Consider the following 20,952-nt stretch of genomic DNA (forward strand, 5'->3'; position numbering starts at 1 on the left):
CTGTACAAATCCCCGTCTCTTGCAACGGATGCTTATATGGCTGGTGGTCTGGATGCGGGCAGGCCGGAGCAGGCGCCGGACGTGCCTGTCCCGTTAGGACGTCAACTCCCTTGCCTGCTCGCGCAGGGCGAATTTCTGGATCTTGCCGGTTGAGGTTCTGGGTATCGCCGTAAACACGAACCTGCCCGGAACCTTGTAGGGGGCAAGACGGGTGCGGCACCAGCTGCGCAAGACCTCCGCGTCAGCCTCCTGCCCATTGGCCAGCTCGACAAAGGCGCAGGGGGTTTCCCCCCATTTATCGTGCGGCATTGCCACCACAGCCGCCACCGCAACAGCCGGGTGGCAGTACAGCGCCTCTTCGACCTCGATCGAGGAGATGTTCTCGCCGCCGGAGATGATGATGTCCTTGGAGCGGTCCTTGAGCTGGATGTAGCCGTCAGGATGCATGACGCCCAGATCGCCAGAGTGGAACCAGCCGTCGGCAAAGGCTTCCTCTGTGGCCTTGGGGTTGCGGAAATAGCCCTTCATCACCACGTTGCCGCGGAACATCACTTCGCCCATGGTCTGGCCGTCGCGCGGCACCGGCTGCATCGTTTCCGGGTCCAGCACGTCCAACTGCTCCAGCGGCAGGTAGCGCACGCCCTGGCGCGCCTTCAACGCGGCCTGTTCGGCGGGCGGCAGATCCGACCAGCTGTGGTGCCAGTCATTCACCACCGCAGGGCCGTAGGTTTCCGTCAGCCCGTAAAGATGGGTCACGTCGAAGCCTGCGGCCTTCATGTCTGCCAGCAGGCTTTCCGGCGGTGGCGCGGCGGCGGTGAAGAATTGCACGGTTCGGGCGAGATCGCGTTTGGTCTCTTGCGGTGCCGAGATCAGCAGCGACATCACGATGGGCGCGCCGCACAGGTGGGTCACGCCCTCATCCGCCAGGGCGTTCCAGATCGGTTCCGCCCGCACCTGCCGCAGGCACACATGGGTGCCGGCGATCGCGGACAGTGTCCAGGGGAAACACCAGCCGTTGCAGTGGAACATCGGCAGAGTCCAGAGATACACCGCGTGTTTCTGCATCGAGGTGGTCAGCGCATTGCCCTGCGCCAGCAGATAGGCGCCGCGGTGGTGCGAGACCACGCCCTTGGGGTCGCCGGTGGTGCCGGAGGTGTAGTTGATCGAGATCGCATCCCATTCGTCCTCGGGCATGGCCCATGCGAACTCCGGGTTGCCGCGGGTCAGGAACACCTCGTAGTCGGCGGCCTCCGATTCTGTTTGCGCGCCGTCATATTCCGCATCGTCGTACTGGATCAGCACCGGTGACACCGCGGCAAGCGCCAGCGCCTCCAGCATCAGCGGCATGAACTCCCGGTCCACGATCACCAGCTTCGACATCGCATGGTCGAGCTGGAACGCGATCACAGCCGCATCCAGCCGTGTGTTGATCGAATGCAGCACCGCTCCGCACATCGGCACACCGTAGTGGCACTCCAGCATCGCCGGCGTGTTGGGCAGCAGCGCCGACACAGTGTCGCCGCGCCCGATCCCGTTTTTGGCCAGGGCCGAGGCAAGCCGCCGCGACCGCGCGTAGAACTCCGCATAGCTGCGCCGCAAGGACCCGTGCACGATTGCTGTACGGTCGGGAAAGACGCTCGCGGCGCGTTCGAGGAAGGTCAGCGGCGTCAGCGGCTGATAGTTCGCGGGAGTGCGGTCAAGACCGGTGTTGTACGGGTTCTCCGTCATGGTCTTAATGATCCTGCCATTGGGGGCTGCGTTTTTCGAGGAAGGCGCTGATGCCTTCCTGCGCGTCACGGGCCAGCATGTTGTCGACCATCACGCCGGAAGCATAGGTATAGGCGTCGGCCAAGGGCATCTCCCGCTGCGCATAGAAGGCGCGTTTGCCGGTTGCCAGGGTCATCATCGACTTGGAGGCGATCTTGCGGGCCATGTCCATCGTGGCCTCCCGCAGCTCTGCCGCCGGAACGGCCCGGTTTACCAGGCCGATCTCCTCTGCCCGGCGGGCCGGGGTCATGCCGCCGGTCAGCAGCATTTCCATCGCGTGTTTATTGGAGACATTTCGCGACAGGGCGACCATCGGCGTTGAGCAGAACAGGCCGATATGAACCCCTGGCGTGCTGAACTGCGCGGTGTCCGCGGCGAGGGCGAGATCGCAGCTGGCCACCAGCTGGCAGCCCGCCGCGGTGGCGATCCCGGTGACCTCGGCAATCACCGGCTTGGGGCAGTTGACGATGGCCTGCATAGTGGCAGAGCACATCGCCATCACCTTGGCGAAATAGGCCCGCCCGCCGTCCGCAGCCGCACGCCCGGCGGTCATCTCCTTCAGGTCGTGGCCTGCGCAAAAGGCAGGGCCGTTTGCGGCCAGGACAACGACGCGCACCTGCGGGTCTTCCCTGGCTTCCGCAAAGGCCTGGGCAAGCGCTGCCAGCATCGCCTCGGACAGGGCATTGCGCCGACCGGCATCGTTCAAGGTCAGGCGCAGGATGCCGGCGTCATCCAGATCGCGCAGCAGAATATCAGGCTGTTGCACAGGACATCTCCTTTTCCGAGGCTTAACGGATGTTGATTTCAACGCTGTCAGCCAGCGTGTTGGCGATGAAGCAGTAGCGGTGGGCGCGGTCCTGCATCTCCTCCAGCTCCTTGCCGCTGACGGAGAATCCGGTGTCGAACCGCACCACCGGGTGCAGGTCGATGCGAGTCACTGACATCTGCCCCTTGGGGTTCTTTCCCAGATGCGCCTCGGCGTAGTCGTGGTAGGTGGCCACCGGCCAGCCGGCCTTGGCCGCCAGCGCCAGAAAGGTCATCATGTGGCAGCTGGACAGAGCTGATGCCAGCGCCTGTTCCGGGTTGGTGTTGCCCGGATCTCCGCCCCAGTCGGGGGCGGAGTCCACTTGGACATCATAGCTGTTGTTGTACTGCACCGTGTGGGCATTCGAATACTGGCCGGATTGCAGCACAGGTTCGGCCCGTTGCCAGTGCAGCTGGATCGAAAGGTCTGACATCGTGGTATCCCTCATTGTCTCCGCCGCCTGCACTCAGGCCGCAGCGAGAGTTTTTTTCGGGTCATAGAACGGCCGTTCCACGATGGTGGCACGGGCCGGGCCGGTGGCGGCCATGACTTCGACGGTTGCGCCGATGACGGCCTCTTCCGCGGAAACCATCGCCAGCGCGATATTCTGCTTCAGCCGCGGCGAGTAGACGGCGGATGTGACCTTGCCGATGGCAGCGCCATCTTTGCTGACCGGCCAGAAGGTGGTGTTGGGCCCGGACAGCGGGTCCCCCTCAAAGATCAGCCCAACCTGTTTGCGGCTGACGCCTCCGTCCTTGATACGGCGCAGAGCAGCTTTTCCGATGAACTCGGCCTCCATGTCCAGGTTCACCAGACGGTCAAAGCCCAGCTCAAACGGGTTGGTGCTTATATCGGCGTCGGCGTGATAGGATAGCATGCCGCCCTCAATGCGGCGGATCGAGGAGGTGTGGCCGGGTTTCAGGCCGAAGGGTTTGCCCGCGGCCATGATCTTTTCCCACAGCTTATCGCCGCGCGATCCGTCCTGCAGATACAGCTCATAACCCAGCTCGCTGGACCAGCCGGTGCGCGACACGATCAGCGGAATGCCGTCCAGAACCACCTCGCGCAGCCAGTAGTACTTCAGGTCCATAATGCTGTCGCCGAACAGCGCCCGCATGATCTCACCGGACTTCGGTCCCTGCAGCTGCAGCGGCGACACGTCGGGTTCGCAGATGGTGACGTCCATGCCGGAATGCACCGCCACACCCTGCGCCCACAGCAGGATGTCGCTGTCGGCCAGCGAGAACCAGAAGTGGTTTTCCGCCAGCCGCAGCAGGATCGGGTCGTTCAGGATGCCGCCGTCGGCATTGGTGATGAGCACGTATTTGCACTGTCCGACCGCCATTTTCGACAGGTCGCGCGGGGTCAGCATCTGCACGAACTTCGCCGCATCCGGGCCGGTGATCTCCACCTGGCGTTCAACCGCCACATCGCAAAGGATCGCGTCGTTCACCAGGTTCCAGAAATTCTGCTCCGGATCGCCGAAATCGCGCGGGATGTACATGTGGTTGTACACCGAAAATGCCTTGGCGCCCCAGCGGACGGTGGCGTCGAAATAGGGGGATTTGCGGATCTGCGTGCCGAACCCGAAACCGTCTGATTGCATCATGTTTTTCACCCTTTGCACCGTCGGCCGGGCCGGCCGCGGACTGTTTCAACCGGGTGAAGAATTACCCGCAGATGCGGGCTGGGAGCGGACTGAAAACAGGCCGTGGACAGACCGGACGGACTGATGTCAGGCAGGCTTGCAGACCGTTCAGGCGGAACCCGTCATTTGCCGGGTCTGGCGGCCAGCCTGGCAAGATTCGGCTGCGTGGATTTGACATGGCGCGTCACGATGTAGGTCATGTAGCGGTCGACCCCCAGCTCATCCGCCAGCAGGCTGTCCATCAGATCCTGAAAGGCGGCCAGGCTGGGGGTGAAAACCTTGAGAACATAATCCATGCCGCCGCCGGTGGCGATGCATTCGGTCACCTCGTCCAGGGTCCGGATATGGGCCTCGAAGCGGTCAAAGTCGGCTTTGCGGTGATGGGTGAGCGAGACCGTCACCACCACTTGGGTGAAATCGCAGACGCGGTCGAGCGCAATGTCGGCGTGATAACCGCGGATCAAACCGGACGCCTTGAGCCTGGCCAGACGGGCCCAGCAGGGGGTCGCTGACAAGTTGACGATTTCTGCCAGCTTGGTCTTGCTCAGCTGGCCATGCTTCTGGACTGCGCTGAGAATGCGGATGTCGGTCGCATCAAGGCTGAACTTGTCCATCCATCAGAGTCTTTCGTTGCAACAGCATCATGCCCCAATACAATCACCAGCAAAAACCCGGAAGCAACATCTTGCCCGGCAGGGCAGTTTTTCAGGCACCCCGGAACATCAGGTGTCATCCGGGCTTCCGCGGCACCAATTGCGTCCATCAGCCGGGATAAAGCGACGTCCCCGGGGTTATGTGCACTTCTCCGCTGCCTCCTCCGCATTTGTCGCCTTGGAGAGGTGGCTCTCAAAGGCGCCTCGTAAGGAGGCACTGCGAAACAGCTTGGGTGGATTTCTGATCATCCCATCCGCGGGTATTACGCCGTGAACAGCAGCGGCAATGACCTTCGCGGATTTAGCACGCGACTCATGTGCAGTTCTGCAAATGTCACGGGGGATGGGTTGAAATCCTCATTTTCCCGGGGCCGGAAGTTTTTTGAAAAAACGCCTTGTTTCTCTGGTTTGCGGAACATATACGGGTCAGCGGAGACGTGGCCGAGTGGTCGAAGGCGCTCCCCTGCTAAGGGGCATGCACCCAACAGATAACACCTCTAAAACAATCGGAAAAACCAGACTACACGTACCCCTTTGCACGGATTTTGCACAGGTTTGCTCGCAGTAGGCCTACCGCACCCGGTCAGCGGATGTTCCCTGCTGGAAAGCCCATCAGTCTGTCCTGATCTTCTCATTTGAGCATGCGGAGCTGCACTGGCTGACCTCATTCATCATCACGTTGGCAGTACGGCATTCACTCCATGAAGGGGAAAGGGCGGTACTTGTTGAGTTCTCTTACTTAATCCAATGACCGGGCTGAAGGTGGCCGGGCCCGAAATAGCTGGCTTGACCGGCACGTGCATTGGGGACGGGGGACGCCGGATAGGCGTGCGACGGAGCTTCTTTTGAAGGACGTGGAAGAGCAAAAAATTAGTACTGGGGTGTGTTTTTCCGAAGCGGGTGATTTTCTGAACCATTGGCGCGGCGATGCTCAATGCGGAACCAGGATCCGGCATTTTTTGATGCGGGCAGACTGCAGGAACGTGCCGACCCGTCGGATGGAAGCTGCCGGGGAGATCAGAAACTAACTTTCACCATCCCTGCCACAACTCACATCTGTGGAGGCCCCCTTTAATGCAAGTTGTTTTTTGAGCGTTTGGGAATGTGAACGGATGCGGTCATCTGTCAGGCCTGTTTATGCGGCGTTTCAGACGCCGCTGGCCGGTATGGAGATACGCGGTTCAGTTCCACATCACAGTGGCGGGTTGATTATCCCGGTGTGAGTTCCTGGTTTTACTGAACCCGATCTTTCCGATCATTTGCCCTTACACTCAAAGACCTCCTCACATTCCCGACGTACCGGCCATCGCAACGCTTACGCGGCGGCGATAGCCGGGTCTCTGTAATCTTCGTGTTTCACCAACATGGCCCATAACCTGCGCGCCATCTTATTTGCGAGTGCAATTGCGACGACCATACGTGGTTTTCTTGCGAGCATCCTTTGGAGCCAAGATGCTTCAGGGGCACCCTTGTGAATCGCCATCCTCACTACGGACATGGCACCGATGACCAAGAGCCTGCGGATATCTCTCTGCCCCATCTTCGACGTTCGGCCCAATTTCTGCTTTCCCCCGGTCGAGTGTTGCTTCGGTACCAGCCCTACCCACGCAGAAAAATCCCGACCCCGACGAAAGATTTCCATAGGTGGGGCGAAGGCCGAGACAGCCATTGCAGTTATCGGACCGATGCCTGGCATGGTCTGGAGACGGCGTGCGTTATCGTCTCTTGTCGCTTCGATGCGTACCTGCTTTTCAAGCCTGCCTATTTGTTCTGTTAGTGTAGCGATCTGACCAAGGTAGATTGATCCAACATCTGTCACCACTTTTGGCAGACCGTTCTCGGGATCTTCCAAGATTTCCCTCAGACTTTTGATATTTGTCGTCGTTTTTGGTGCCACCCGGCCAAACTCGGCGAGATGAGCCCGCAGGGCGTTGATCAGCTGCGTGCGTTGCCTCAAAAGCAGGTCACGTGTCCGGAACAAAACCGCCCGACTTTGCTGCTCATGTGTTTTCACGGCGACTGTTCGCATCGTTGGACGTGACGCAGCCTCGGCAATCGCTTCTGCATCAGCCGCATCATTCTTATGCCGTTTGACGAAAGGTTTCACATAGATGGGCGGTATCAATTTCACATCATGGCCAAGTGCCTCGATCTGACGCCCCCAGTCATGCGCGGTTGCACAAGCTTCCATAGCAACTGTGCAATTCGGTTGTTGTACAAAAAATGCCAAAACTTGCGCCCGAGACAGCTTTTTGCGGAACAGAACACTGCCGTCAGCCGCTGCCCCATGCACCTGAAAACTACGCTTTGCTAAATCTACTCCTATGATCGCAACCATTTCCATTGTCGCCTCCTCTGTTTCTGGTCTGTTAAGACAGTACCAGCATGGCACATCACGATGCCGTCGGGAGGGGCATCCACTCCATCACAGTGCGGAACTTTGCAGCCGTTGCCTTTTCGGGTGTTTGCTGACGCAGCATTCGCTCGCAACCGCGGCACGCTCATCGCAGCTTTCCAGCCACTGCTGGTGATGTCGAAGAGGTCAGCCGGGCTCAGACCCTTTGGCTCAACCTCTGCTTCGTGCTCGGGTTCTCAACGATATTCATGGCACTCAGGGCTTCGGCAACGGCCCTGGGTCAGGCACTGTTGCGGTGGCGTTATGAACTCAACCTCGTTGGCGGTGGCATCGTGATTCTGTTCGGGCTGTTCATGATCGGCGCGGCGCGGATCGGCGCCATGGAACGGGATCTTCGGTTCCATCTCGACGTCCCCGGCGGCAGGCCGGCCGCGTCCTATGTTCTGGGCCTCGCGTTCGGCTTCGGCTGGACCCCCTGCATTGGCCCAATTCTCGGTGCGATCCTCACCGCCAGTGCGGCGAGCGCCATGGTTGGGCAAGGGGTCTTGCTACTGGCGATTTATTCTGCAGGCCTTGGCGTGCCGTTCCTGATTGTTGCGGGTTTCACCGATCGGCTTGTCGGCCGGTTGCAAGGCGCCAGACGGGTCGGGTGCCGCCTGCATCAGGCCGCGAGCGCGGTCATGGTCGTGATGGGGCTTGCGATGATGACCGGGCAGCTCACCGCGCTGTCCTACTGGCTGCTCGATGTCTTTCCGGTCCTCGGGCGGATCGGCTAGCAGCCAAATGATTGTCAAACTCCTAGCACCGATCCTGGGATCAAACCTGTCTGTTCCACCACCGCGAGTACAAGGCCGGCACTAGAGTTGGATTCTATCTGCACGAGCCGGCAGTCGGCCGCCCAGTCGATCCTCGCGGTTGGATCCAGCGCATGAACGTTCCGGGCGAGTTGGCCGTAGTCCGCCTCGCCCGTATAAAAAGGGACATCAATGATCAGCTTCCGGTTCATTGACAGACACAATGCAGCTTTCCGGCGCTGGAGTGTCAAGACTTATCCGGTACGGTACAAGAGCTGCGCCACGTCTATTACAACGGTCTGCGTGTCAATCGGCATGATGTCGGGACGCGTCATAGGCATTCAAAATGGCTCTGAATCGATTTTGGCACAACTACCCCGTCTCTAAGGTCAGAATACTTGAACGAGCCGTGACTTGAACACGCCGATATTCGCCCTGCCATCGAAGCCACCGCGTGGCGCAATGGGCCGAAATCTGCCATTCAACTTCTCTGTCAGAAACCTCCATGTGATGAACTGATCAGTTTTCCCTACCCACGGAGGCCTTGCCAGGTTGGGACAGTAAGCAAAAATAGCTCGGTCCAGAAATCTACGCTGGCCTCAGAAACCCCTTGACCCTTTAGTAGCTGTAGCTCTTATCGGAGTGGGGTAATTTGAAGCAATCAAAGGGCACAGGAGAAAATCTCAGATATGATTACGAGACGCCATTTTGTCGCAAGTTCGTCAGCACTGTTCTCTACTGCAATCGCAGAACCGGTGTGGGCCGGATCTTGGCCGACTGCCACACAGAAGGCAAATTGGGACGCTCAAATCACACCGCCAAACTATGATCCGGCAACGTCTAATCCATGGGGGCTGCACCAACGTTTCCTTCCCACCCGGGTCGTTGCAAACGACGGGTTGGTGCCGGGGGACATCCATGTCGATGCCATTGCGAGATACCTTTACCACATTGAAGAGGGGGGAACTGCCATGCGCTATGGTGTGGCCATAGCCCGTGGCAATTTGTACGAACCTGGCACTTACACCATCCGGCGAAAAGTTGAGTGGCCGCATTGGACGCCTACTCAATCCATGATCGAACGCGACCCGGAGGCCTATTCCCAGTATGCAGACGGGCAGGAACCAGGCCCCAAGAACGCGCTAGGTTCCCGCGCTCTCTATTTGTTTGTTGGAAACCGCGATACCTACCTGCGTATTCATGGAACGCCTTGGCCGCGTTCGATCGGTGGCAGGGCGAGTTCAGGATGCGTCCGCATGGTTATGGCGCATATCAACGATCTCTACCCAAACGTGGAAACCGGCTCGACGGCCTATCTGTATGAGGCCGAAGACGGCATCACTTCACGGAGTTGAGGGGGAGGTTGGTGACCTAATCTATGCGTTTGGTTTCGAACAGATCGGGTTTCCCGCCGTTGTTCTAAGCGGCAGCAACGTGGTTTCAACTGGCCCGCTATGCTCATACCAGTAGCAGCCGTCTTCAGGCAGAAGCCGTGCAGACGCAAGATTTTGTCCCGGAGCCGCGAGATCAACGACGGCGTCAGGCACGTTTCCGACCCGCGTTGCGGCGTTGCCGGAGACACTAGTAGAGGAAGAACATCCTGCCAGAATTAGCATTGTGGCCACGATTGCCGCATTTCGTTTCTGCATCTGAACCTCTGCCGTTTGCTTTTTTGTTTCCCGTCGGCAATCTGGCATACGGTATGTTTCGCCACAAGCCAGAGGTCGGACCCTCGCATTTACGGCGCATTTGAGCGTCTAGCGAAAAAACGCGTTTGACCACTTGAAGCTCTAGGTGCTGTAGGAATTAGGTTCGAAGGATCTCGTCGAATCTGAAGGTCCGCCTATGCCGCTCGAAACCCGCCGTAACGATGACAATAGCACCTGCACGCAGGATCATGAATCTGCCTGCTGCGGCGGTGCTTCAACCTGCGGGGACATTGGTCCGGCAGGCCCGCCCCCTGCTAACGGGCGCAGTTTCCAGGTCTCCGGACTCGATTGCGCCGAAGAGGTGGCAATTCTGAACCGGGCCGTGGGTCCGAGTGTGGGCGGAACCGAGCACCTGGCGTTTGACGTGATCAACGGACGCATGACGATCCTTGATACCGCAATAGCACTATCCGACTCCGAGGTCACCAAGTTGGTCGCTAGTACCGGGATGAGTGCGAAGCCCTGGGACGTCAAGAACGCAGCGAAGGATCAGGCAGCGCATCTGGCACGTCAATGGCGCTTCACCGCGTTGAGTGGCGGATTTTGGGCAGCAGGTTTCCTCTACCACATCGTCGAGACCGGTATGAGCGGGGCTATAGGGCTGTTCGCTGGTCATGGGGAGGGACCGATGCCGATGGCCGAAGCCGGACTCTTCGCGGTTGCGATCCTCTTTGGCGTCTGGCTCGTCGCTCCCAAGGCGTGGTCCTCAGCGCGGCGGTTCTCGCCCGACATGAACCTCCTGATGGTCGTCGCCGTGGCCGGCGCCATCGGCCTTGGCGAATTCTTCGAGGCCGCGACGGTCGCCTTTTTCTTCTCGCTTTCGCTTTATCTCGAAAACTGGAGTGTCGGCCGGGCGAGGAACGCAGTTTCGGCGCTGCTGGACCTCGCGCCCCCCACGGCAAGGGTGCTTTATGACGATGGATCGGAAGCGGAGGTTCCAGCGTCCGCGGTAGCTGTAAATGCAAAATTCATTGTGCGCGGCGGCGACCGCATTCCGCTTGACGGTGAAGTCGTAGGGGGAGCGGGTGCTGTTGATCAGGCCCCCATTACCGGTGAAAGCGCTCTGGTGCCAAAGGAACCGGGCGACGAAGTCTATGCCGGCACCATCAACGGTGAAGGCACTCTTACTGTGCGGGCAACGAAGAAGGCATCGGACACAGTGCTTTCGAAAATCATACGCATGGTTGGCGACGCGCATTCCCGCCGCGCTCCTGTGGAACAGTGGGTGGCGAAGTTCGCGCGGATATACACGCCGGTAGTCATGGCACTGGCAATCGCTCTCGCGGTTCTTCCGCCACTTGCTGGCGGCGCATGGGGCTTCTGGTTCTACAATGCTCTGGTGCTCCTGGTCATCGCCTGCCCCTGTGCGCTGGTGATTTCGACGCCTGTCTCGATCGTTGCGGCGCTGGCCTCTTCGGCGCGGGCGGGCGTGCTGATCAAGGGCGGCGCCTATGTCGAGGCACCTGGCCGCACGACGGCGCTGGCCTTGGACAAGACCGGAACGATCACCGAGGGCCGACCGGAGGTTGCGGCAATCCATCCGCTTGGAATGGTGGAGGCGCGGGACCTGCTTGCGCTGGCGTCTTCGCTGGAGATGCGCTCCTCGCACCCGCTAGCGCGCGCTATCCTCGAGCGCGCCGGGCGGGACGCCGTTTCAGTAGCCGCTGCGGAGGATACCCGCACGGTGCCGGGGCGAGGGCTCGAAGGTCGCATGGGTGACCGGCCCGTCTGGCTTGGTTCTGACCGGTTCGCCGCGGAGAAAGGTTTTGGGGATGCCATTCCTGATGAGTTGCGGGACCGGATCGAAGGGGCGGGGGCGACGCTGGTCGCGTTGGGCGACGAGACGGGCGTGTTGGGCGTTCTTGAACTGCGCGACCGGATCAGGCCTGACGCCAAAGGCATCGTCTCTCGATTGCACGCACAGGGTGTCAACACCGTTGTCATGCTAACTGGCGACAACGAGCGCACGGCGCGCGCGGTAGCAGCCGAAGTCGGTATCGACGAGGTTCGCGCTGAACTGCTGCCAGAAGACAAGGTAACCGCCATCGAGGAACTGGTGGACAGCCATTCGGTTGTTGCCATGATTGGGGACGGCGTAAACGATGCCCCCGCCATGGCGCGGGCGCATTACGGCATCGCCATGGGCGCCGTAGGCTCGGACGCGGCCATCGAGACGGCGGACATCGCGCTGATGACAGATGACATCGCCAAGGTGCCGTGGCTGATTGCCCATTCGCGCCGCACGATGAGCATCATCCGCCAGAATATCGGCCTTTCGTTAGCGACGAAAACCGCCTTTGTCGTGGCGACTGCATTCGGAATGGCCTCGATGTGGGGGGCCATTGCTGCGGACGCGGGTGTGTCGTTGCTGGTGGTGGCCAATGCGCTGCGGCTTCTGAACGCGGACGGCCGCCACAAGTCGCCGCCGGAAGGCGGCGAGCCAGCAGGTGAACAAATGGCGAAGGGCGCTTTGGCACATGGTCATTGATTTGGTGCCGGCCCTTCAACTAGGGTTGTGGTAACAAGCCGTCAATAATGGCACCGAGCAGCGATGATCAACAGAATCCCGAGACGCAGAATTCTACTGGGCGGCATTGCCGTCCTCCTATCCGGCTGTGCAAGCAAGTTCCGTAGTTATACCGGGCCCGAAGTTACCCGTTTGCGGCTCTACAAATCAGAACGTTTGCTTGTTCTGGATGGCGCTGAGGGTGTTTTGCGCACCTACCCGGTCGGGCTGGGGTTTGCACCGGAAGGTCATAAGCAATTTGAGGGGGATGGACGAACACCCGAAGGCGCCTACCTCATTGACCGGCGCAATCCTGACAGTCTGTTCCACCTCTCCATCGGCATCTCTTATCCAAACGAGGCGGACATCGCATTTGCAGCGGCGCAAGACAAATCTCCGGGTGGTGACATCTTCATCCATGGCGGGCCGCGACGGGGCATTGACCCAATGAACAAACGCGACTGGACCGCAGGCTGTATCTCTGTGTCCGACCGCCAGATCGAAGAGGTCTATGCAATGGTGCGGGACGGGACGCCCATCGAAATATATGCATAGACCGCGCTCGACGGCGGGCAGTCACGCAAATGGTGCTTGAATTGCGGCATTGAAGGCCGAGATTGCAAACACCATCACGATCACCTCGCAGGCATCGGTATACTCCGTCCGTAGAAACGAAACCGGTCTGTGATCATCAAGTGATTTGGTTGCAAGGTAGCCTGAACGGCCAGGCGAACAGAGGAATACAGCTCCGTTCTCAGCCCGCGTGCAATCGTGCTGATCAGTTGCCGGGGTAACTGGCGTAGACTTCGGTCGAGCCGTCATTGTTGATAAGGAACACATCGTAAGCCTCTCGCCAGCTGCCCTGATCCATACCAGGCGATCCGAGCGGCATGCCGGGTACGGCAAGACCCACTGCGTCGGGACGCTCGGCAAGGAGCCTGCGAATGTCGGCCGCGGGCACATGCCCCTCAATTACGTAACCCTCGGTGAGACCTGTGTGGCAAGAAACCATGCGCTGCGGCACACCGTTGTCGAGTTTGAACCGCACGAGCAGCCCTGCGAACATGTTTTTTCCGCTTGGAACAAACACGCTTTCCCCCAGATGTTCCATCCAAGCGAGGCAGCAACCGCAGCCATTGGTCTTTTTAACCTCAATGGGCGTCGATTGGGCCAGCACCTGTGCGGCGGGGAGCAGGGCAAGAGCACATGCCAGGGCGGCGATCGGTCGTTTCATGGTCAAAGCCTTTCATTGGGGTTCTCGGCGATCACGCTGGCAAGCTGCTCCTCCAGCCTGGCGCGTGCCGCCCTCAGGCGTGTAAGCGCCGCTGTGTCCGGTGTTGCACGCCTGGTGGCCTCGGCGAGCCGGTCATCGGAGAGCGGGTCAGTGGGCCGGCCGTCTACGCGCACCTCGTAATGCAGATTGGGGCCGGTCGCAGTGCCCGTCGCGCCGATCCGGCCAATGGTATCCCCGGCCGACACGCGTTGACCCTCAGCAAGGCCTTCGGGCACGGCGCTGAGATGAGCATATCGGGTCAGTGTGTCCGCACCATGGGCAATCTCGACAACACGGCCATAGCCACCGCGCCATCCAATAAACGCAATACTTCCGGGCGCAGTGGCGCGGACAGGCGTTCCACGCGCTGCAGCAAAGTCCACACCAGTGTGCATGCGGACATTGCCAAAGACCGGGTGCTTGCGGCGGCCGAAGACGGAAGTTAGCCGCGCGCCCTCTACTGGCTGGGAAAAGACACGCAGCACTTCGCCGTCGAGATAGATTGTAGCCTTGCCGGTTCCATCCTCTGGCCAGGCGATTTCATAGAGAGCGTCTCCAAGGTCCAATGCAGCGAACGAAATTTCGGGCTGGCGGACAGCCTTGTTCGCAACCCGCGCCTCGCGCCAGAGAAGGCGCAGCGTCTCGCCGCCGCTCAGTTCGCGCCGGAAATCCACTGTGCCGCCCAGCATTTGCGCCAGATCGACGGCGAACCGGGCTGGTATCCCGGCATCGTCCAGTGCCCCGAAGATCGAGGTTTCGATCCTGGTCTCGCCAGCAAGGGTCACGATTTCGGGTTCAGGGGCCACAACCCGGGTGGCGAGCTGCTCTCCAAATAATGCCTCGATCCGTATGCCCTCTTCGACAACAAGGGTCACATTGCGAGGGCTTCCATCTGTCGTGGATATGACAGTGATTGCGTGACCGGGGCGCAGTCGGCGGAGATCGTATTCTGCGTCAATCGCAAGGGCGATCTCTGCGCGGTCTGTGGCGGCAAGCCCGGCCTCGGCCAGAACCGCATCAAGCGTCTCGCCCGGAGCTATTTCGCGTGACCATGTGATGAGTGGCGGTTCTATGGCAGTCAGCGGAGCATCGTTCCTTACCACGGCCGGAAGGAACGGCGGACGAAAGTCCGGCGCACTTCCAGGCCGCGTGCGGGCAAGCCTGTAAGAGGGGCCTTCCACAAACCGAGGCGGTGTGAGAGGCGCAGGTTCCCAAACGCCAGCCTCGGCTAGGGTCGGCTGAACAGGCGTAGTTGAGTAGGATGTGGCGACCATTGCGACCGCCGCCGAAATCCCGCTCGTTACCGCCAGCCCGGCCATCAGGCACCTCAACCTCATGTTGCTCCCTCCAGTCTAACTTTCATCGCGCGTCGGATTTTCGGAACTGCGAATTCTCTCGGTTCGTGGTAGTCGATAGTGCTGACGAAGCGTCCCTCGGCATCGAACAGAAAGACCTTCGCCGTATGGTTCATCGTGTATCTCCCATCTTCGCCAGTAACCTTCTCATAGGTCGCGCGAAGGCCCTCGATTGCACGCTTGATCTGCGCTTCTGGACCGGTCCAGCCGCGGATCGCCGAATGGAAGTAGCCGACATACTCTGCCATAGCGTCGACAGTGTCGCGCTCGGGATCTACCGTGATAAAGATGGTGTTCAGCCGCTCGGCGTCCTCGCCCATCATGTCCAGCCAGCTTGAGATGTCCGAGAGCGTCGTGGGGCAGACGTCAGGACAGTAGGTGAAGCCGAAGAATATCATCGACGGGCGCCCGACAAGCGTATCAGGGCCGACTGGCTGCCCTTTGTGGTCAGTCAGGCGGAAGTCCATCGCCGTAAGCGGCAAGGGCCGCTGGTCCATGGGCTCTGGTGCGCCGGGGCCGTCTACACGCCACCAGCCCAGCAAGAGTGTCAGGCCAATCGCACCAAATGCCGCCGCGCCATATCCGAGAGCTGAACGCCGCCGCATCAGTTTCCCGGGCCGCGCGCTGCGATGCCAAGAACCGGCACGTTGACCGTTACCCAGCCACCGTCCGAAAAAACAAGCGAAAGCGGAAAAGTCTCCCCTTCCTTCATCGGGCGCTGAAGTTTCATCAGCATGGCATGCAGACCGCCGGGCTCCAGCGCGACGGTCTCTCCTGCCGCAATAGACACGTCACCCGCGGGAGCCATTGAACTGACGCCTTGTTCGTTCGTCGAACTCCGATGAATTTCAGGCATCATGGCAATATCAGTCTTGATACCTGTCAGTGTGACCGGCTCATCGCCTTCGTTCACTATCTCCATGTAGGCAGCTCCGGGACGGCTGGTGCCGATAGATGCCCGCGACCAGGCATTCTCGATGCTCACTTGGCCGGAACCGGCCAGCGCGGCGGAGGCGGCGCCGAGTGGCAGCACAAGTGCTGCAAGGGCAGCATGAAGTACCGGTTTCATTTCGCCAGTTTCCTTTCAGATTGTCACTCAGCTATTGGTTGCCGCGACTTCGGCTGCGACCAGCGCGCGCAATTCTGCCTCGCCGAAAGTAGCGAGCGGCTTGCCGTTCACAAAGAAGGTCGGCGTCTGGCGCACACCCACGGCTTCGACATCGGCACGGTCCTGATTGAGGATGCCTACAATATCCGGCAGGCGCATTTGCGTCCGCGCGGCTTCTGCGTCGAGACCTGCGACCGCAGCGATATTGAGGATGAGGCCGGGCTCGGGCGCACCGTGGGACGCCCAGCGGGGCTGATCCCGCAGTATCGCTTCCAGAACTTCCTCAAAGACCCCCTGCATGCGCGCAGCTTCGAGGACCTGGATCGCTTCTTCCGAAGCTTCCCCGTGAAACGGTGTGTAGCGGATCACCACACGCACTGTATCGCCATGCTCGGCCATAATATCCTTCACGACCGGGTAAAATGCGCGGCAGGCTTCGCACGCAGGATCGAAGAACTCCACGATCGTCACGGTCGCACCCTCGGGGCCGAGAACCGGCGAATAGGGCCGGATCAAAGCGTCGGCAATCTCCGGGGTGACTGAAGAGGCCTCCCCAATGGGCTCTGATCGCGTTGCATACCAAGAGGCGCCAGAAAAGGCCGCAACTGCGAGAGCAGAAACGGAAAGGATCAATGAGCGGCGGTTCATTCGGTATTTTCCTTCAAAGAAGCGGCTGACAGGGCAGCGGTGAGGGCAAAGGCCAGGAACGAGAGCAGCGGGATTGGCACGCTGAGGACAAGCTGGCCTTGGTCAGTGCAGGACGGACCTGCCGCAGTACAGGGCTGGATGCGTTCGGGAATGAGCCCCCAGAAAAGGCCGAGATGCCACAATGCGATGGCTCCGCCGGCGAGAGAAAGCGCGACACCGTAGCGGCCGGCCCTCCTGTCCCGCCACCAGAGCCCGCAACCCAGCACAACCGCCAGCGGGAACATGAATGCCCGTTGAAACCAGCAGAGGACACAAGGCGTCTGCCCCAGAACCTCGCCAATGAACAAAACAGACAGTGAGGAAACTAGTGCAACGATCCATGCGGCTGCGAGCGACGTGTCGGATGATAGCCTGAATGTCATAAGGAAATCTGCTCTCTCAGACTGGATACGATCTCTTCTGCTGGCGTGCCATAGGGCCACGCCGTGACATAGCCACCTTCAGGATCGAAAAGGAACAGCTGCGAGGAATGCCCCATAGTGTAACCGCCGGGGGCCGCAGCCTCCTCGATTTTTTCGTAAAAGATGTGAAAGCTCTTCGCTGTCCGGTCGATCTGGTCCGGGGTCCCCGTGAGACCGATGATGCCGGCCTCGAAGCGCGGTACGAAATCTGCAAGCGTCATTGGTGTATCGCGCTCGGGATCGATCGAGATGAAGAGCGGCTGAATCCGCCCGGCGTCCGGACCTAGACCTTCCATCACAGCGGCGACCTCAGCGAGAGTCGTCGGGCAGACATCGGGGCAGTTCGCGAAGCCAAAAAAGACTAGCATCCACCGCCCGGCGAAGTCTTCCTGCGTCCGTGTTATTCCTTGATGGTCCGTGAGTTCGAAGGCCGCACGGAAAGCCGACTGCGTCTCACGTGCCTGATCCGCACGATAATCCGCCCAAAGCAAAAGCCAAATTAGCGCAACAGCCGCCAGCGCCCAAAGAATTTTCCGAAGGAGTTTAAGCTTCAAAGCAAGCAGCCCGTTTCTGATTCCACGTATTTTTTGCGCGTCTACACCCTGCAGCTACTAGAGGTTCAACCGTTTTTTTCAGGAGAGGGACTTTGTCGCGTGTCTGTGAATTGAGTTGTGGCCAGTGCCAGACCCAATTAAACCTACCAGAACTGTAGCGTCCTGGGGGTGCGTATGCTCACGATTGGCAGTTTGGGAAAGAAGACTGGCACCAAAGTCCAGACCATCCGCTACTATGAACAGATTGGCCTGATGCCCGAACCAGGCAGGACCGAAGGCGGTCAGCGGCGCTATGGTGAAGCCGAGCTTGATCGCCTATCCTTCATCCGTCACGCGCGCCAGCTCGGCTTTTCTCTGGATGCAATCCGGGAACTACTCGATCTGAGCGACCATCCGGAACGGTCCTGCGACGAAGCCGATGCTATAGCACGGCGGCAGTTGAAGCAGGTGTATCAGCGGATCGCCAGACTTGAGGCGCTGCGCACTGAGCTTGAACGAATGGTGCATGAATGCAGTGGCGGCAAGACATCTGATTGCCGGGTCCTTGAGGTGCTCCGTGATCATGCCGAATGTCTGACGGAGCACGACGAAATCGGCGCATGAGTGCAGCTCTCAACTATCCGGGGCGTTGTGCATTTAAGCACTGACATGCCTTCTTTCGAAGGCAGCCGCTGCGAGCACGAAGTCTGGAGGCTCACAGCCTGCAAAAGGAGTGGACCACATAACAGCTTAAAGGCAAGTGATCCTGACAATCCTGGATAGCGATTGCAGGATTAGGGCTTGAAGCTACAGTTACTGTAGCGGTTACACCCCTTCTTGCAAGATTCGAGGAGAAATGCAGTGTATCCGGCAGATCCGCTTCTTAAGCCTACGAGGCTATTGGACTTTGACCATCCGTCAATTGCCAGGCTAATAACGAACCGCGGGTGGAAGGAACTGGCCCAGCATGAGCAAATCGGCGCGGTGTACGGCTTCGTCCGCAACGAGATTGCCTTTGGTTACAACCACGCGGATGACATCCCAGCCTCCAGGGTTCTCACCGACGGCTACGGCCAGTGCAACACCAAGGGCACACTGCTCATGGCGCTTTTACGCGGAGTGGGTGTGCGGTGCCGGCTGCATGGCTTCACGATCCACAAGGCGCTGCAGCGGGGCGTGGTACCAGAGATCGTTTATCCAATTGCTCCAGACGAGATCTTGCATTCATGGGTGGAGGCCGAGACAGAGGAAGGCTGGGTCAATCTCGAGGGTTTCATCCTTGACGAGGCATTCTTAGGGACGCTCCAGGCCGCCTTTTCCGGTACCGAAAGCCTATGCGGCTATGGTGCCGGAACCAATTGTTTGAGCGCGCCACCAGTCGATTGGACAGGTGGAGACACTTACATTCAGAAAACTGGTATTGTCCGGGATTTTGGAACTTTCGGCACACCGGACGAATTCTACCGGGACCACCGGCAGGCGTTCGGAATTTTGCGTGACTGGCTCTATCGCAAAGTTATCCGCCACTGGATGAATGCTCGTGTCCGCGCAATACGGTCCGGGCACGTGCCGCACATCCCGGGACTGGGCCTAGTGAACCACCGCCACGAGAAAAACCAAGATGCCGCATGATCATGGCCATGCTCATATCGATCCTGCTTCTGGAGACCGTCGGATTTCCATCGCGATCTGGGCGAATGCCCTTCTGACCATCGCTCAAGTCGTCGGCGGAATTTTCGCGGGCAGCCTCGCTTTGATCGCGGACGCGCTGCACAACTTTTCAGATATGGCATCTCTCCTCATCGCGTTTGCCGCGCGCAAGATCGCCCGGCGGCCCGCCGACGAGCGTATGACTTTCGGCTACGGCCGGATCGAGATTGTCGCTGCGCTGGTCAACTACACAACGCTCATACTGGTTGGTGTCTATCTCATCTACGAGGGGGGCATGCGGATGATCGACCCCCCCGAGGTTGCGGGCTGGACTGTCGTAATCCTCGGCGGCATTGCGCTGGTGGTGGACACGTTAACCGCATTTCTCACTTACTCGATGCAGAAAGGCAGTGTTAACATTCGAGCACTCTTCCTGCACAACCTTTCTGATGCGCTGGCTTCAGTCGCCGTGATTATCGGTGGCTCGCTCATCATTCTCTATGACATGAAGTGGGTTGATCCTGCGATCACAATTGGTATCGCGCTTTACATTCTCTACCTCGCTGTGACCGAGATCGGCCGCCCAATCCGGACGCTGATGCTGGGCAGCCCGCCGGACATAGACGGCAAGGGGGTCGTGGAAGTGATCCGGAGCGTGGACGGTGTTGCCGATGTTCATCACGTGCATCTTTGGCAAATGCAGGAACACGAGGTCGCGCTCGATTGCCATGTGGTAGTCGAAGAGGGATGCCTTGCCAATGCTGAGCAGATCAAGTCGGATATCAAATCGTCTCTCGCAAAACACTATGGCATCCGCTATTCCGTTCTGGAGTTTGAGGCATCCGCCAACATGCACACCGGCGCGGAGTTGTTTGGACATGGTTCATGACAGTCGATGCAAGGCACACCGGTTCCAGCGGAAGCCTTGGAAAGCGTCTCATGCCGAGGAAGATTGGATGCCTCTTGCCGGTAGACAATAGATCTCCTCGTCTCCCGGCAATAAATCACTCACGGATGCTTCCAGCCTGCAGATTGATAGGGGTAAAACCGGAAGGCAATCGCGCGGGCAGCTGTATTGCTGTGCTGAAAGCCCGCCTAAATTAGCCGCACTCGTCATGGGCAGCACGATCTCATCGGGAATTTTGTGGGCTTTCTAGCCGCCCCAGTCAATAGCGCCAAAAATAGCTCAGCTTTTTGTCCGTTCACTGGTAAACGCGTGGAATACAGATAAGGTTTCTTCGCTGACGTGGTGCTCGATCCCTTCGGCATCATATTCGGCCACCTCTTGCGACACGCCAAGAGCCACAAGGAAATCCACAACGATTCTGTGCCGTTTGCGGCAGGCTTCGGCCAGCTGGCGGCCTTCTTCCGTCAGGCGGATCGAACGGTAGGGCTCCTGCAGAATCAGCCCTTCCCGTTTCAGGCGGTTCAGGTTCTTGGAGACCGTGGGCTGGGTCACGCCTAGACGCTCGGCGATTTCAACAGGCCGCGCTGCGCCGTTCATGTGAATCAACTCGGCAATCAGCTCGACATAATCTTCGACCATCTCGCTTTGATGAGCCGTGCGTACGGCCTCAAAACCGCTTGCCTGTTCATCTGGGCTTCGATTGAGGGCGTTTTCATCTGTTTCGGTCATGTCGCTCATAAGATCGCATGTCATTTTGGCCTCCCTGTATGCCTGCAACA

22 protein-coding genes are annotated in these 20,952 nt (G+C 59.4%); 7 read left to right on the top strand and 15 right to left on the bottom strand.

All coding sequences use genetic code 11. The annotated features are described in order from the left end of the window. Nucleotides 1-93: 93 nt before the first annotated feature. The 6 genes from ACTRWG_RS03305 to ACTRWG_RS03330 form a co-directional block, all read right to left on the bottom strand. Nucleotides 94-1,728: an acyl-CoA synthetase gene (locus ACTRWG_RS03305; RefSeq protein ID WP_027236518.1), complete on the bottom strand. Its 1,635-nt coding sequence runs from the start codon at nucleotides 1,726-1,728 to the stop codon at nucleotides 94-96. Nucleotides 1,729-1,732: 4 nt separating this feature from the next. Further along, on the bottom strand, nucleotides 1,733-2,533 hold the full coding sequence (locus tag ACTRWG_RS03310; protein WP_027236519.1) for an enoyl-CoA hydratase: 801 nt from the start codon (nucleotides 2,531-2,533) through the stop codon (nucleotides 1,733-1,735). A gap of 22 nt (nucleotides 2,534-2,555) precedes the next feature. After that, nucleotides 2,556-3,005 carry an OsmC family protein gene (locus tag ACTRWG_RS03315; protein ID WP_027236520.1) on the bottom strand — a complete coding sequence of 150 codons (450 nt, stop codon included), beginning with the start codon at nucleotides 3,003-3,005 and terminating at the stop codon, nucleotides 2,556-2,558. A 33-nt stretch (nucleotides 3,006-3,038) separates the two neighbouring features. Then, nucleotides 3,039-4,181, bottom strand: a complete 1,143-nt coding sequence (locus ACTRWG_RS03320; protein WP_027236521.1) for a glycine cleavage T C-terminal barrel domain-containing protein — start codon at nucleotides 4,179-4,181, stop codon at nucleotides 3,039-3,041. A 161-nt stretch (nucleotides 4,182-4,342) separates the two neighbouring features. Further along, on the bottom strand, nucleotides 4,343-4,834 hold the full coding sequence (locus tag ACTRWG_RS03325; protein ID WP_027236522.1) for an Lrp/AsnC family transcriptional regulator: 492 nt from the start codon (nucleotides 4,832-4,834) through the stop codon (nucleotides 4,343-4,345). Nucleotides 4,835-6,188: 1,354 nt separating this feature from the next. Continuing rightward, nucleotides 6,189-7,217, bottom strand: a complete 1,029-nt coding sequence (locus ACTRWG_RS03330; RefSeq protein WP_027236523.1) for an IS110 family RNA-guided transposase — start codon at nucleotides 7,215-7,217, stop codon at nucleotides 6,189-6,191. A 134-nt stretch (nucleotides 7,218-7,351) separates the two neighbouring features. On the opposite strand from ACTRWG_RS03330, the gene ACTRWG_RS03335 reads away from it, so the two are divergent. Beyond that, on the top strand, nucleotides 7,352-8,005 hold the full coding sequence (locus ACTRWG_RS03335) for a cytochrome c biogenesis CcdA family protein (RefSeq protein ID WP_082023080.1): 654 nt from the start codon (nucleotides 7,352-7,354) through the stop codon (nucleotides 8,003-8,005). Nucleotides 8,006-8,019: 14 nt separating this feature from the next. On the opposite strand, the gene ACTRWG_RS03340 is transcribed toward ACTRWG_RS03335, so the two are convergent. Next, entirely contained in the window at nucleotides 8,020-8,235 is a 216-nt protein-coding gene (locus tag ACTRWG_RS03340) for a hypothetical protein (protein WP_027236524.1), read from the bottom strand. A gap of 477 nt (nucleotides 8,236-8,712) precedes the next feature. Here ACTRWG_RS03340 and ACTRWG_RS03345 point away from each other — a divergent pair, with 477 nt between their 5' ends. The 3 genes from ACTRWG_RS03345 to ACTRWG_RS03355 all read left to right on the top strand — a co-directional run bounded on the left by ACTRWG_RS03345 (nucleotide 8,713) and on the right by ACTRWG_RS03355 (nucleotide 12,793). After that, entirely contained in the window at nucleotides 8,713-9,378 is a 666-nt protein-coding gene (locus ACTRWG_RS03345) for a L,D-transpeptidase (protein WP_036797386.1), read from the top strand. Between the two features lie 490 nt (nucleotides 9,379-9,868). Next, complete coding sequence (locus ACTRWG_RS03350) at nucleotides 9,869-12,220, top strand: heavy metal translocating P-type ATPase (RefSeq protein WP_167332324.1); 2,352 nt, start codon at nucleotides 9,869-9,871, stop codon at nucleotides 12,218-12,220. 63 nt (nucleotides 12,221-12,283) lie between these two features. Then, a complete protein-coding gene (locus ACTRWG_RS03355; protein ID WP_035919395.1) occupies nucleotides 12,284-12,793 on the top strand; it encodes a L,D-transpeptidase family protein in 510 nt (169 codons plus the stop codon). 223 nt (nucleotides 12,794-13,016) lie between these two features. On the opposite strand, the gene ACTRWG_RS03360 is transcribed toward ACTRWG_RS03355, so the two are convergent. From ACTRWG_RS03360 to ACTRWG_RS03390, 7 genes are read right to left on the bottom strand one after another with little or no spacing between them, the layout of a single operon-like run. Further along, complete coding sequence (locus ACTRWG_RS03360; protein ID WP_027236527.1) at nucleotides 13,017-13,472, bottom strand: DUF411 domain-containing protein; 456 nt, start codon at nucleotides 13,470-13,472, stop codon at nucleotides 13,017-13,019. Nucleotides 13,473-13,474: 2 nt separating this feature from the next. After that, nucleotides 13,475-14,848, bottom strand: a complete 1,374-nt coding sequence (locus tag ACTRWG_RS03365) for a M23 family metallopeptidase (RefSeq protein ID WP_027236528.1) — start codon at nucleotides 14,846-14,848, stop codon at nucleotides 13,475-13,477. Next, a complete protein-coding gene (locus ACTRWG_RS03370) occupies nucleotides 14,845-15,471 on the bottom strand; it encodes an SCO family protein (protein ID WP_027236529.1) in 627 nt (208 codons plus the stop codon). Before ACTRWG_RS03370 ends, ACTRWG_RS03365 begins: the two co-directional genes overlap by 4 nt. Next, nucleotides 15,471-15,935, bottom strand: coding sequence for a copper chaperone PCu(A)C (locus ACTRWG_RS03375; protein ID WP_027236530.1), 465 nt, complete (start codon nucleotides 15,933-15,935; stop codon nucleotides 15,471-15,473). Before ACTRWG_RS03375 ends, ACTRWG_RS03370 begins: the two co-directional genes overlap by 1 nt. Nucleotides 15,936-15,962: 27 nt before the next feature. Continuing rightward, on the bottom strand, nucleotides 15,963-16,622 hold the full coding sequence (locus ACTRWG_RS03380) for a DsbA family protein (protein ID WP_027236531.1): 660 nt from the start codon (nucleotides 16,620-16,622) through the stop codon (nucleotides 15,963-15,965). Next, nucleotides 16,619-17,044 (bottom strand): disulfide bond formation protein B, encoded by a 426-nt coding sequence (locus tag ACTRWG_RS03385; RefSeq protein WP_027236532.1) that lies wholly within the window; start codon nucleotides 17,042-17,044, stop codon nucleotides 16,619-16,621. Before ACTRWG_RS03385 ends, ACTRWG_RS03380 begins: the two co-directional genes overlap by 4 nt. Next, the gene (locus ACTRWG_RS03390; RefSeq protein WP_051357804.1) at nucleotides 17,041-17,637 is read right to left on the bottom strand and encodes an SCO family protein; all 597 of its coding nucleotides are present in this window, start codon (nucleotides 17,635-17,637) and stop codon (nucleotides 17,041-17,043) included. The genes ACTRWG_RS03385 and ACTRWG_RS03390 overlap by 4 nt, the downstream gene beginning before the upstream one ends. Before the next feature lie 174 nt (nucleotides 17,638-17,811). Here ACTRWG_RS03390 and ACTRWG_RS03395 point away from each other — a divergent pair, with 174 nt between their 5' ends. From ACTRWG_RS03395 to ACTRWG_RS03405, 3 genes are all read left to right on the top strand, one after another. Next, the gene (locus tag ACTRWG_RS03395) at nucleotides 17,812-18,240 is read left to right on the top strand and encodes a MerR family transcriptional regulator (RefSeq protein WP_027236534.1); all 429 of its coding nucleotides are present in this window, start codon (nucleotides 17,812-17,814) and stop codon (nucleotides 18,238-18,240) included. Between the two features lie 237 nt (nucleotides 18,241-18,477). Next, nucleotides 18,478-19,248, top strand: a complete 771-nt coding sequence (locus ACTRWG_RS03400) for a transglutaminase-like domain-containing protein (protein ID WP_027236535.1) — start codon at nucleotides 18,478-18,480, stop codon at nucleotides 19,246-19,248. Next, nucleotides 19,238-20,155, top strand: coding sequence for a cation diffusion facilitator family transporter (locus tag ACTRWG_RS03405; RefSeq protein WP_027236536.1), 918 nt, complete (start codon nucleotides 19,238-19,240; stop codon nucleotides 20,153-20,155). Before ACTRWG_RS03400 ends, ACTRWG_RS03405 begins: the two co-directional genes overlap by 11 nt. A 297-nt stretch (nucleotides 20,156-20,452) precedes the next feature. Here the strand turns inward: ACTRWG_RS03405 and mntR are convergent, their stop codons facing one another. Next, on the bottom strand, nucleotides 20,453-20,911 hold the full coding sequence (gene mntR / locus ACTRWG_RS03410; protein WP_152612216.1) for a manganese-binding transcriptional regulator MntR: 459 nt from the start codon (nucleotides 20,909-20,911) through the stop codon (nucleotides 20,453-20,455). Between the last annotated feature and the right edge of the window lie 41 nt (nucleotides 20,912-20,952).

It is taken from the genome of Leisingera sp. G5_S3_59_S7, from assembly GCF_054968485.1.